Source organism: Lactobacillus xujianguonis, assembly GCF_004009905.1.
In the GTDB taxonomy this organism is placed as follows: domain Bacteria; phylum Bacillota; class Bacilli; order Lactobacillales; family Lactobacillaceae; genus Lactobacillus; species Lactobacillus xujianguonis.
This window is the reverse complement of the sequence record NZ_ML136895.1, coordinates 15939-29117: the sequence shown is the minus strand read 5'-3', so window position 1 is coordinate 29117 and position 13179 is coordinate 15939. Positions and strand designations below refer to the sequence as shown.

Genomic DNA, 13179 nt, shown 5'->3' with positions numbered 1-13179 from the left:
AAAGTAATCACCGTAAGTATACTTATCGCGTTAAAGGCCAAGGCAAATATTGGTCTGAAGCTGGTGCCGAAGGCATGCTTCGAATTCTAACTTGCATCAAGAATGGAGACTTAGAAGAATGGCTCAACAGTGATTTTGAAACGAGCAAACTAATTAGCTTAGACCGTAAGAAATTACAAGCCGCAGCTAGAGATAGTTTGAGAATCCGTCACGAAATCCATACCGGTATTCAACACGGAGCCTTAACAGCAGCAGTAGTTGGTGGCAGCTATTTAAGTAAATTCAATCGGATGTTAAATCACATAAATTATTAAGAAATTAAGGTCAGACTAATGGTTTTTGAGTAACCGCAAAAACTTTGACACTTACAAGTTAATTGCTCAACTTCAAGTAATCATTTTAAACTTGGCGCATACAATTGGAATTGCAATGACCAAGATCCAAAATGGTTAAACAAACGTGTTCATTCAAAGAAATATCACAAAAAATATGAGCGTCAATTACGTAAATTGATCAAACGTAGTGCAAGAGACTACGCAAAGTATGACGCTGTAGGCGTATACTAAAATAAATTGATCATCAAAAATATCTAAAAATCCCATCATCTAACACCTATAATTTCTTTACATAGTTTCTGATAAAAACTATGACCTTTTGCCTATAAGTAAGAAGATTACTTATAGGTTTTATAGATAGTAGGAAAAATCCTATTATGTATAAAGCCTATAAATTTTTAATCTCCTTTATTTTAGAGGGCTTTAAAACAAAAGTAGCTAATTTACTACTTTTTTCTTTGCGGTTCTTTTTAAACCAGAGCCTTTAATAAAAATAACATATTTCACATCTCTTTCTAAACAATCTTTATTTCTAATTCCTACAAACATCTCATTTAGCCTTGACTATGTGCGTACAAAGTCGTAAGCAAAATATATGCAGATATAATTTCGACAAAGGAAGACACATGAATCAAGAAAAACAGAAGCACCTAAACGATCGTCTGTACATTCGCATTGATAAAGAGCGCAAGCAGACCTTTCGTAAAGCTGAAAAAAAAAGTCGTTAAGCACATGGTTAACCGACTTGGGAGATAAGGAAATCGATAAAGGTAGAGCAAATATATTATTCTGTGCACACGAAAAAACGGGCATAAAGCCCGTCACTGTAGCCTTTGTCTTACCCTAAAAATTTTACTCATGCACACGCAATTTTCCGTGTGCATTTCCTGTGCATTATTTTCCTTTATAGCAAAAAATCAACCTTCACTTATCTTCGCAAAACGTTGATAAATAAAGGTTAATCAATTTTAATAAATCTTATTTATGCCGAATGGCAGAATCGAACTGCCGACCTCTTCTTTACGAGGGAAGCGCTCTACCGACTGAGCTAATTCGGCTTCACAACAAAGCAATTATAGCAAAATATAAAATGCGATGCAATTTTACTTTTCTAATTTTTGACTTGTGCTAAAATAAATCACAAAAAATAAACAATAAGGGGAAAACAATGAGAATTAACGTTTTACAACACACACCAAATGAAGGTCCCGGCGCTATTCAAACCTGGTCCCACAAGCATCAACATGAAATGTACATTTATCATCCCTACCAATTTGGGATTTTACCAAAGATTGATGAGACTGATATGTTAGTCATCTTAGGCGGACCAATGAGTCCTAATGATCACGACGACTGGATTGTGCAAGAACGCCAATTAATTAAAGAAGCAATGACTAAGAACATCCCTATCTTCGGCGCTTGTTTTGGTGCTCAACAAATTGCCAAGACTTTAGGCTACAAGATTGGTAAAGCTAAAAAAGAAGTTGGTTGGGCTCCTGTCTATTTACAAAGTGATGTAATTCCTGGTTTACCTAAAAAATTAACCGCCTTGCACTGGCATGAAGAAACTTTTGAAATTCCTGACGGAGCTGATTTACTCTTTTCAAGTGATCTGTTAAAGAACCAAGGCTTCGTCATGAACCACCGCATTATCGGCTTACAATTCCACTTCGAACCGCTTGCCGATAACGTCCGTGAAATGGTGGTCAACGACGGCAGCTATACTGCAGGCAACTACTTAAAGCAAACCCCAGCCGATATTTTAGCTCATCCCGTTCCAACTGAGAACGAAGCAATTATGAACAAGCTGCTTGACTACATCTGTGAATAAACAAAAAACTCTCCTTGCGGAGAGTTTTTTCATTGCTTCAATTCACTTACACAACGCTTCATCTCTTTAATATCAAGCACACTGTAAGCAAATTCTTTACGAATTAATTCACCTGGTAAGTACTCATCATACTTATCAAAAACTGGTACTTCTTTTGGATAAACCAAATCCATTGGATCAAAGTCTTTAGCTGCTTCTTCATGCAAAATTTGGAAGAATTCCTCCGCTGTCGCATCCATGGCAAATTCCATATAGTATGGCCGCGAAGAATTAAAACCGCGTAAATTCAAGCGGTCAGCACACTTAATACGCAATAATCTTTCTAAAGCTAAAAAGGCATATGACCCCGTCCACGGGAAGAAGGCCCACATTTTTCCGCCTAAGTTAATTAGACTCTTAGCTGGTAGTCCGGCTAAATTGCAGGTATCCCGCATCTGCGTTAAGCGCGCCTTAGCATTATTCATCAAATATGGATACTGCGTTCTCTCTGTGAGTACCTTTTTCATTCGCTGTAAAATTTTAGGATGAATATCACCTGGTACATCCCCAAAATATGCAGGTATCCGGCCTTCAACGCCATGACAATAAACTTGGTGGCGTTTGCGATCAATATCTTCGACAACCCAAACTCGCCCAGCAATGGCAATCTTATCACCAACTGGTGGCGGCTTCACAATCGTGCCCAATTCTTCACTACCGGCATGGACACTGAATTCTTCATTTTCTTGAAACACCGCATAGAACTTAAAGTTATTCACAACTCTTTCCCCAGCTAAGCCAAGAATTAAGCCACCATTTTCAGTCCATTGAATGTGATCCGTCTTTAACAGATACCGTAATAAAATCTGGTAGTCCTTTTGACTAATATTATGAAAATATGCTAGCGACAAAACTCTTGAAGCTAGTTCAGCTGGCGTCATTTCACCACTAGCCGCCAAAGTACTCATTGTTTGGTGATAAAGCAAGCTATAAGGCAGACGATTTGGTTCAGGTGGTTCAACCCATTTTTCTTCTAAATAAAGCTGCACTAGGGCAATTCCTTGCAAGAGTGACCAGGGAATTAAATCGGGTAACATTGCCCGTGACTCAGGATGTTCTTCCCGCATCACAAAATGCATCTCAGGTGGATTACCTCGCCGACCTGTCCGACCCATTCTTTGTAAAAAGCCAGAAACCGTAAACGGGGCATCAATTTGAAAGGCACTTTCTAATTGCCCGATATCAATACCTAATTCCAAAGTCGCCGTGGCACAAGTAGTCAGATAAGCATCTTCATCTTTCATTGCTTGCTCAGCTGTTTCTCGCAAAGCTGGCGATAAATTACCATGGTGAATCAAAAAACGATCAGGTTCATGGTTAAACTTACAATATTCGCGCAATTGCTGACAAACAGCTTCACACTCTTCCCGGCTATTGGTGAAGACCAGGCATTTTCGTCCTCTAGTATGTTCAAAAATATAGCCAATGCCAGGATCCGCCAGTTGCGGAGCTTGGTCAGTTTTGGGTTCAATCACTGCACTTGGATCAAAGTCTTTACTGGCAGCTTGTGGATCAGTTTGATAAAAATGCTCCATGGATAAGCGCCAAACTTGGCGCGGATTCTGTACTTTTGGGGCCATCGTTTTGAATGGACTACCTGCTCCTAAAAAGTTACAGGCAGCTTGCAAGTTCCCAATCGTTGCTGACAAACCAATGCGCCGCGGATTAACTCCTGCTAATTTTGACAAGCGCTCAATTAAACAAAAAGTCTGGCCCCCTCGATCACTACGTAAAAAAGAGTGCAATTCATCAATCACAATAAATTGCAGATTGTGGAAAAGATGAGGAATATCCATATGCTTATTAATCATAAAACTCTCTAGCGACTCAGGCGTAATTTGCAAAATGCCGCTTGGCTTTTTGAGCAGCTTGCGCTTTTGCGATTGGGCCACATCCCCATGCCAACGCCAAACTTTTAAATTGCTCTCTTCGCACAGTTCGGTTAAACGATCATATTGATCATTAATTAAGGCTTTGAGCGGCGCAATATAGAGCACCTGAATTGAATCAGCTGGCTGGTTATAAATTTTTGACAGAATGGGAAAAAAGGCTGCTTCAGTTTTTCCTGCAGCAGTCGATGCTGACAATAGTACATTATCATTGGTGGTAAAAATCTCTTCCGCAGCTGCTACTTGAATTGGGCACAGCGTTTGCCAGTTATGTTCATAAATATAGTCTTGAATAAACGGCGCATAATGTTCAAAAACGTCCATTGTTTTTCCTTAAATCTTAAATTCCGTGTAATCGCCACTTGCTTCATCAGACACAGCTTCTGATTTAGTATAAGAAAATTGGTCTGAATTAAGCAGATCTTCAATCTTTGTGCCGGGATTTTGCCAAACAATATCAAGTAATTCAATAAAATCACGAATCACTTCCCGCGGCGTGATCTTCGTATCAGCACCAATTCGGGTATATTCAATCTTAATAAATTTGGCCAAATCTTCATCTGTAATTGTGCGTTCATAACCGTATAAACCAGCATGCATATCAGCCAATTTTTCTGTTAAAACCAACATTTCTTCAGCTGTTAACGGAGCTAGTTTAATTACTGGCGCATACATGTCTCGCGCCCCGTCACCGGCGAACTTCCCTGCAGCTAAGCGTGACCGCAAAGCCTCATAAGAATAAACACCACGGCGGCGATCTTCAACAGCTTGCGGCGTACCACACATAATAATTCCTAAGTATTTAGCCTTCCCTTGCAGAGTGTCATTATACATGGTCAAAATCTTTTCATAATTATATTGACGACTAATACTATTAGGAATCTTATAGATATTAACCAATTCATCAATCATAATCATTAAACCAGCATAACCTGCTTGTCTAAAGAAGGCAGCGAATAATTTCAGGTATTCATACCAATCATCATCAGAAATGATGATTGAAACGCCTAACTCTTTTTTAGCTTCAGTTTTACGCGTATATTCTCCGCGGAACCATTTGATGACCTTGGCTTTGGTTTCATCATCCCCTGCTAGATAAGCGTGATAATACTTTTTCAGTAAATTCGCAAAGTCAAAGCCATGCACCATTTCATTTAAATTGGCAATTACCGCATAAATTTTTTGATCAACAGCACTGGCAAATTTAGGATCATTGTCAGTTAATCCAGTTTCTTGGGCAACTTGACTTTGCACCGAATTTATCCACCGGTCGATAATTAAAGTTAATGCTCCACCTTCAGGTCGGGTTTTAGTGGATAAGTTTTGCACAAGTTCCCGGTATGTCGCTAAGCCCTGTCCTTTTGTTCCTTGCAAGCGCCGCTCTGGAGATAAGTCACCATCAACCACAACAAAGTTTTTATCCATGACATAGTTGCGAATGGTCTGCAATAAAAAACTCTTCCCGGAACCATAACGGCCAACAATGAAGCGAAAAGAAGCGCCACCTTCAGAGACGATATCCACATCATGTAAGAGCGCAGCAATTTCCGCTTTCCGGCCAACAGTAATATACGGTAATCCAATCCGGGGCACCACTCCACCTTTAAGGGAATTTAACACAGTTTGGGCAATTCTTTTTGGTACCCGACGTTTTTTCTCTGGCATCTAATCATCCTTTTTATAAAAATATTTCGGTTAAATCACTTTGATAATCTGGCACAATCTGAGGTTGATCTTGATCATTAAATTCGATCACACTATCACCAATTTCATCAAACAGCTTATCATTGATGGCATCAGCCAATAAACTTGGCATCAGATGATGCGCTTTAACATATTCTTCCCACGGTTTATTTTGTAATAACTGTAATAAAAAATACCTTTCATCTGCAGTCAAACCGTAGTCTTCGCCCTTAGTTGAACCATTTTCTTCTATTATAGATGCTTCTTGCGGCTTAGCCACTGCTTGTGTTTTAACTTCTGCAGCTTCTAATTCTTTTTCTTCATCGGTCAACAAGCTTTCCCGCGTAACGGAAGCATCAGCTCTAATTTGAGCCAAATTGCTAAAATCAATTTCGACTTTTGGCTGTAAATAACTTTTAATTCCAGCTTCAATTGCCTGCAAGAATTCAGGCTCTAATTTTCTTGGCTTCAGCTGCCCCAAATGAAAATGACTTCTAACTAAGCGATCAACTTCATGTAAAAAAGTATTAAGACCACTTCGTTGTCTTTTCACCGGATAAAGGGCACTCAAATAAAGTTGACCATTTTTGCCAAGGTAACGGCGTTCTGCATCAATCTCGCAGCTTAAATCAGCTTTTTGGTGAGCATAAAAGACAGCCCCACTAAACAAGTTAACCTTTAAAAGCTGGCGTTTAGCAATATACTTATTAAAGAAGGAAACCCCACTTTTAGTTTTAAGAGCCATGATTTTGAGCCAGACTTGATACAAAATCTGAGGAAATTTATCAGACAATTTCTTTACTGCCAAAGATTGGTCTAAATATGTCGATAAATTGGTTAAGGCCGCAAAAATATCTTCAGCTTGGCATTGTTCAGGATTGAGCAAAGTTTGGTATATTTGGTCTGTTTTTATCTCTTTGGCAAAAGCTGCTATTACATATTGCTTATCCAAGTGGTAGTAAATCACATAATCGCGCAGCCATCTTTGTAAATAATCGACCATCAATAGATCATATTTTTGCGCATATTGGTCTAAAAATTGCGTCAATTTTTCATAGCCAGCCACAGGATTTTCTACACCAATTTGATTAAGCAATTCATAGAGATAAACATAGGCATAGGACGTACTCGTTTTTTCATATTTTCCCTGCCGAATTTGCGTGCGCCAAGTGAAGTAACTGCGTAGTTGCTCAGAAGTCATATCGTGATAAGTCGGATAATAACGTTTAAAGGGGGTAACTTTACCAAAATCATCCTCATAATCGGCAGCAAGCTGTCCTTGATGGTAAAAGTTCTTAGCCCGCCCTTTAGCTGGCAAGATGCTGTAATCATAGCTTTCCCGCATCTTGACTAAAGTCGCTGGTAAAGTTGACTCCTTCTTAAGCTTTTTTGGCCGCGGCTTAATTGCTTGAGCTTGATAGCGACTATCTTCTTCATCCCCTGATAAATAGAGATACTGCCCTTGATTTACGGCAGCTGGTGCATCTTCATTCAGCGCTAATTTATAAGCATAATCAAGGGCATTTTCAATAGCATCTTTTTGCCCGTGATCCAGCCACACCCCAACCCATTCTTTGCTCTTCAAGCGAAAGGCGGAAGTAAAGCCTGGCAAATCACGAATCATATCGGCAAAATCGCCACAGCGTAAGTCTAAAGTAGCAATCGTACCTGTTCCAGCTAGACCTGCTTCACTTTTATTAATGCGCGACATCATCGCAAAGTAACTCTGATCGTTCGGTCCCTTCAAGACAAATAATTCTTTTGAGCCTGGAATTGCTGGGGTAAATTTTAAGCCGTACTTTTGATAAACATACTTACTTAAATCATTAAAATTCACTGATCTTCCTCCTTTCGCACACACGTTCTTAATTATAACAACTTATCCTATTCTTGCCAAACATTTAGCGATCACCCAACTCCTATTATTAAATTTATCTTATGAATTCGAGATTTTTTGCAATTTGTGTGGTTATACACAAACAAGTATGCTACTATAAGTATTGTAAATTAATGAAACCGCTTACGACTTCGAAGGAGGACAATTTTAGATGAGTACAAAAGAACGTTATTCTCAAGACGAATTAAGAAAAGCTAACCCAATGTTCAGCCGCGTACGTGCTACCATTGAAAGTGCTTTTTATGGCAACAATGTTCACGAAGTAACAAGTGTTGCCGAAGCTTATAACTTAGCTAAGAAACAATCAGGTGTTATTGTCACTGATTTACCAATCTTACATACTAAAGAATTAGGCTTACCACAAGGTGCTACCCAATTAGTTTACAACCACGGTAAGATCTTAGGTAGAACTGCTTCAGCTCGTCACTTTACTGACGATCCTAAGGAAGATGCAGAAGCTTTAGCTGGTAACTTACGTGAAGATATTTATGCTGGTCACAACCAAAAGTACTTAAAGGCTACTGTTTTAGTAGGTCTTGACCCATCATTCACTGTTAAAGCACACGTTATGATGCCAGAAGATCAAGCCTTCAACTTACTTTCATACATTTTGAACTTCCACTTCTTTGACGATGAAGCTGAAAAGATGTTCAAGAAGTCTAAGTTCTACGATGAACCTGATATTTACTTCTACTTCGATCCAAACGTTACTGATCCAGATTATCCAAAGGGCTTAGGCGTCTTTGATGCACCACATAACTGTGCTGCTGTCTTTAACTTACGTTACTTTGGTGAACTTAAGAAGGGTACTTTAACCTTAGCTTGGGCTATTGCTCACCGTCACGGCTACACCGCTTGTCACGGTGGTGAAAAGTCATTCCACTTCACTGACAAAGACGATAAGGTATTTGCCTTCTACGGCTTGTCTGGTTCAGGTAAGTCAACTTTGACTCACGAAATGTACGATGGTAAATACGACATCACTGTTTTGCACGACGATGCCTTCATTATTTCACGTGAAGATGGTTCTTCTGTAGCACTTGAACCTTCATACTTCGATAAGACCCACGACTATCCAGCAGGTCACCACGAAACTAAGTACTACACCACTATTATGAACTGTGACGTAACGTTAGACTCAAATGGTAAAAAGGTAATTGTCACTGAAGACTTACGTAACAACAACGGGCGTGTCATCAAGACTCGTTACACTAGTCCTCACCGGGTAGACTTCGAAAAGGCTCCAATTACTGCTTTGTTCTGGATTATGAAGGATGGTTCATTACCTCCACTACTTAAAGTTGACGATCCAGTTTTGGCAACAACCATGGGCTGTACTTTAGCTACTAAGAGAACTAGTGCTGAAAACTTACCTAAAGGCTTCGACATGAACACCTTGGTTATCGAACCATTCGCAGACCCATTCCGTGCTTACCCTGTATCTGGTGACTATAGAGACTTCAAGGAATTGTTCACTAAACGTGTCGCAAGTTGTTACATCTTGAACACCGATGCCTTCATGGGCAAGGATGTGCCAAAGGAAGTTACTAAGAAGATTATTGAAGACTTAGCCAACGGTTCAATTACCGACAAGGACTTCAAGCCATTTGGTAACTTCAAGGGTGTCAGCTACTTACCAATCGACGGTTACGAAGTTCACCTTGAAGACCCAGAATACCAAAAGACCTTAGCAAGAAGAATGCAAGATCGTTTGGACTGGCTCAACAAGTACGATGAAGAACACCCAACTCAAAAGATCCAAGACGAAGCTAAAGAAACTTTGGAAGGGATCATTAAAGAATTAAGTTAATCCTTAATTACCTCTTGATTTTAGTTGACCGATAAAACAAAAATAAGTCTGGAAAAATTCCAGGCTTATTTTTTTGTAGTTAAATTGTCCGTTTTTCTTTTGTTAATGCGCTACATGCTACGGGCAAGGTCATAGTGATTGTTGCTGTCTCGTCTTGAACAGCTATTTGATAAATTAAACCTAAATCGACTAAGTTAATGCCACATATCAAAACGGCCAATGGCAAGAGTTTCTTTCAAGCCACCAGTTTCCCAAACTGACTTATCAATCGTAATCTTCTTCATTACTGATGCTGGGTAACCATAAAGCTTATGGCCCATCGCAATCCCGACGGCATTCTTACCAAGTTCCACAAAGACACCCAAGTCGTGGTAAACAAAGTCATTTGGCCGGTTATGACCTAAAACGCGGGCTTGTAAGTCTTTAGCAGCGTAGTTAGCCATTGCTAAAGCAAGTTGACCAGTATTTGGCCAAGGCCAACTCTTACCTGGTTGTGGCACCATAGCTACATCCCCACAAAGGTAAATATCGTCGCTTTCAGCAATAGTCAAATGACCATCAACCGTAGCCTTGCCATGGAATGATTTAATGCCAGAAGCGGTAATTACTGGATTACCACTAAAGCCCATTAACCAAATAATGTTGTTGCTGACAATTTTAGTATCAACCTTATCATCACCATGTTGGTAGTAAACCGTATCTGGGAAGATCTTAGTAATCTTGGCTTGATCAATAATTTCAATATCATTTTTCTTAATTTGCTCAAGCGCATATTGTAATTGCTTGTCACCGAACATTGGCAACATCCGCTTAGAATTATTAAGCATCTTAACCTTAATTTCTTCTGGCTTTACTCCCGCTAATTTTGCGTATGCTTCACGGTTAGTAGCAATCGCAACGGTTACTTCGACTGCTTGGAAGCCTGAACCACACATGACAATTGTTAAATCCTTCGGATCTTTTGTCTGGCGGTAGTCCTTCATACTTTGAACAATCCGCGCACCAATCTTTTCTGCACTTTTAACATTGTACATTGGCAAAGCATTTTCATCAGCACCAAGAATGCCAAAAGTATTTAAAGTAAAGCCTAAACCAACTACACAATAATCATATTTAACAGCCTTATGATGAGCTAGTTCAACTTTCTTATTCTTATAGTCAATCTTCTTAACATCATCTTGAATAAAAGTCGTCATCTTTGGATCAATGACATCAGAAATAGGATAAGAAATTCTAGTATAAGGTTGTTTAGCTGAAGCTACTTCATATAAACGGAAAGTTTCACAGTGATATGGATTGCGATCAACTAAAATAATTTCTACTTCTTGTCGTAATTTCTTTTGTAATTCTACAACTGTTTTAATACCGGCAAAGCCAGCACCTAAAACAACAATTCTCTTCATTTTCTTCTCCTTCATTAATTCACCCGTGGGTTTTGATTAATTAAAGTAAGCGCTTTAACTCCTATATACAATTTAAGCATTTTCAAGACCTTTTTTAAATAAATAACGCTTATTTTTTTATGATTCCTACATAATATTATGAATATCCCTAATTTTTTGTCAAAAAAAGTGAGCAGAACTTGCTTCTACTCACTTTTATTCTTAATATGATGGGCTTAATTATTCTTCATCGCTTCGTTAATGACTGTGATCGCATTTAAACTTCTTGGATACCCAATGAATGGTACATTTTGCAAAACAATTTTCTTCAAAAATTCCGCATCATTACCCAGGGCCAGGTTAGCCTTCGCATGAGCTAACAACTGTGGTTCCACACCACCTTGAGCTGCTAAATAGCAGAAGGTAATCATTTCTCGATCTTGGTCATCTAAGCCCTTTCTAGTGTAATAATCACCAAAGCAATTATCCACTAACCACTTGTTAATAGTGCCCTTCTTGGCAAAATCTTTCATCCCTGGGCCAAATAGACGCATCTGGGTCTCTTCACCCTTAGTTAGTCGATTATCCATATTAGTCGTTGCTTGACCAGGCAATGGTAATTTAACTCCTCGTTTAGTTAGAATCTCGTTGGTAATTTTGAAGAATGGAAAAACGCGCCCTAATCCTAAGTAATCAACAGCCTGATACAATACTTCTTTAGCTTCAACAGGACTGACACCATTATCTAAAGCAACTGGCAGCATCACTTCATATTCTTCTTTACCTTGCATCCCTAGCAAATAGGCTAAGGTTGACAACATTTTTGTTCTTTCAGGTAAATCAATTTCATCATTAACTTCTTCAAAGGCAAAGTGATTAATTCGCTCCAAAGCTTCTGGATCAGTAGTATTTAATAAATTGGCATGTGCTCTTTGAGCAGCTTCTTTAATTGACATAATTCGTTCCTTTCTAAGACTTCTACTTACCTTTAATTAAAAACCTTAGCAGCTATTTTGAAAAATACTTATCTTACATGCTCTGAAATAACTTTTACTTATAACAAAAAGGCAACCATCATCATTTGATAGCTGCCTTTTTAACTTAATTAAATTACTTTTTGAGAGGAAAGTATGGACTGGTAATTAAGCTTTCTTTTCATCCTTATCTGCTGCGTGGTAAGACTTAATGATTTCTTCAACTAATTCTGGATCATCCTTTAAACCAGTGGTTTCAACGATGACATCCTTTAAGTCTTCATCCTTAAGCATTTGCATCAACTTAACGCTTTCCTTATCCTTTGGTTCATCAAAGTGATAGATTCTGCCAACAGTTTCCATCAAAGCGCTGTAGTCTAAGCCTCTTTCCTTCAATTCACGGATTGGGCGAATGAATCTTTCGTTGTATCCCAACTTCCGGATTGGAGTTCTACCAACACGAGCAATATCATCAGAAATATATGGGTTTTGGAATCTGCTCAAAATCTTGTTGTGGTATTCTTCAAGGCTTTCTTCAGTAAATTCCTTGTTCCACTTGTGGTAAAGAAGTGAACGAGTTTCGCTTAAGACCCGCTTAACTTGCTTTAAAACGAATGGATCCTTAATAGCATCCCCAATAGTTGAGTAGCCAAGGTTCTTACCAGTGTAAGCAACAGTTGCGTGACCAGTATTAACTGAGAACAATTTTCTTTCGATGTAAGGTTCAAGGTCTGGAGCGTAATCAACACCCTTTAACTTAATATCCTTGTTCTTCATTTGACTTTCATCGATAACCCATTCCTTAAAGTCTTCAACAGAAACAAACAATGGATCTTCATTATGTTGAATAGGAACAATTCTATCAACAGCAGCGTTAGGGAAGCCGATGTACTTGTCAATTTCAGGCTTTACATCATCATCTAAGTGCTTGTAAACTTCTTCTTTTAAGTGTTCTGAACCACCGATCATGTTTTCACAAGCGATGACATCAAGTGGCTTAGTATTACCTGATTTAACTCTTTCAGTTAAACCTTGAGCAATAAGTGGAGCAATGATGGCTAAGATCTTTGGACCAATCGCAGTCGTTACCATGTCAGTCGTCTTAATTGCTTCAACTACCTTTTCTGGATTCTTAGCATTATTAATACCATCAACGTTTGAAACGTGAATCTTCTTGCCAGGTGCGGCTAATTCAATATCATATTCACCGCGTTTGTTTAATTCATCAATAATAGTTTCGTTAACATCAACAAAGTCAATGCCAAAGCCATTATCTGCTAAAGTTTCACCAATAAATCCACGACCGATATTACCTGCACCAAAATGTACTGCTCTCATT

At 38.8% G+C, this 13179-nt stretch carries 9 protein-coding genes, 1 tRNA gene and 1 pseudogene; 3 read left to right on the top strand and 8 right to left on the bottom strand.

Annotated features, from left to right (window positions below):
• Positions 1-314 (top strand): annotated as a pseudogene (locus tag EJK17_RS08960) (ISLre2 family transposase); the annotation flags it as partial.
• A 1006-nt stretch (positions 315-1320) separates the two neighbouring features.
• Here the strand turns inward: EJK17_RS08960 and EJK17_RS08955 are convergent.
• Positions 1321-1393: transfer RNA gene (locus tag EJK17_RS08955), tRNA-Thr, on the bottom strand.
• Between the two features lie 110 nt (positions 1394-1503).
• Here EJK17_RS08955 and EJK17_RS08950 point away from each other — a divergent pair.
• A complete protein-coding gene (locus tag EJK17_RS08950) occupies positions 1504-2166 on the top strand; it encodes a type 1 glutamine amidotransferase (protein WP_103662353.1) in 663 nt (220 codons plus the stop codon).
• A gap of 29 nt (positions 2167-2195) precedes the next feature.
• Here the strand turns inward: EJK17_RS08950 and EJK17_RS08945 are convergent, their stop codons facing one another.
• The 3 genes from EJK17_RS08945 to EJK17_RS08935 are packed head-to-tail and all read right to left on the bottom strand — an operon-like array spanning position 2196 to position 7614.
• On the bottom strand, positions 2196-4418 hold the full coding sequence (locus EJK17_RS08945) for a DEAD/DEAH box helicase (RefSeq protein WP_103662352.1): 2223 nt from the start codon (positions 4416-4418) through the stop codon (positions 2196-2198).
• 9 nt (positions 4419-4427) lie between these two features.
• Positions 4428-5759, bottom strand: a complete 1332-nt coding sequence (locus tag EJK17_RS08940) for an ATP-binding protein (protein ID WP_103662351.1) — start codon at positions 5757-5759, stop codon at positions 4428-4430.
• Positions 5760-5772: 13 nt separating this feature from the next.
• Positions 5773-7614, bottom strand: coding sequence for a TerB N-terminal domain-containing protein (locus EJK17_RS08935; protein ID WP_103662350.1), 1842 nt, complete (start codon positions 7612-7614; stop codon positions 5773-5775).
• Positions 7615-7825: 211 nt separating this feature from the next.
• Here EJK17_RS08935 and EJK17_RS08930 point away from each other — a divergent pair, with 211 nt between their 5' ends.
• The gene (locus tag EJK17_RS08930; protein ID WP_127796355.1) at positions 7826-9484 is read left to right on the top strand and encodes a phosphoenolpyruvate carboxykinase (ATP); all 1659 of its coding nucleotides are present in this window, start codon (positions 7826-7828) and stop codon (positions 9482-9484) included.
• A gap of 79 nt (positions 9485-9563) precedes the next feature.
• On the opposite strand, the gene EJK17_RS12150 is transcribed toward EJK17_RS08930, so the two are convergent.
• From EJK17_RS12150 to EJK17_RS08910, 4 genes are all read right to left on the bottom strand, one after another.
• The gene (locus EJK17_RS12150) at positions 9564-9695 is read right to left on the bottom strand and encodes an iron-sulfur cluster assembly protein (protein WP_369823633.1); all 132 of its coding nucleotides are present in this window, start codon (positions 9693-9695) and stop codon (positions 9564-9566) included.
• Positions 9679-10887: an NAD(P)/FAD-dependent oxidoreductase gene (locus EJK17_RS08920; protein ID WP_103662347.1), complete on the bottom strand. Its 1209-nt coding sequence runs from the start codon at positions 10885-10887 to the stop codon at positions 9679-9681. Before EJK17_RS08920 ends, EJK17_RS12150 begins: the two co-directional genes overlap by 17 nt.
• Before the next feature lie 215 nt (positions 10888-11102).
• Positions 11103-11822, bottom strand: coding sequence for a carboxymuconolactone decarboxylase family protein (locus EJK17_RS08915; RefSeq protein WP_103662346.1), 720 nt, complete (start codon positions 11820-11822; stop codon positions 11103-11105).
• A 186-nt stretch (positions 11823-12008) separates the two neighbouring features.
• Positions 12009-13178 carry a mannitol-1-phosphate 5-dehydrogenase gene (locus EJK17_RS08910; protein ID WP_103662345.1) on the bottom strand — a complete coding sequence of 390 codons (1170 nt, stop codon included), beginning with the start codon at positions 13176-13178 and terminating at the stop codon, positions 12009-12011.
• Between the last annotated feature and the right edge of the window lies 1 nt (position 13179).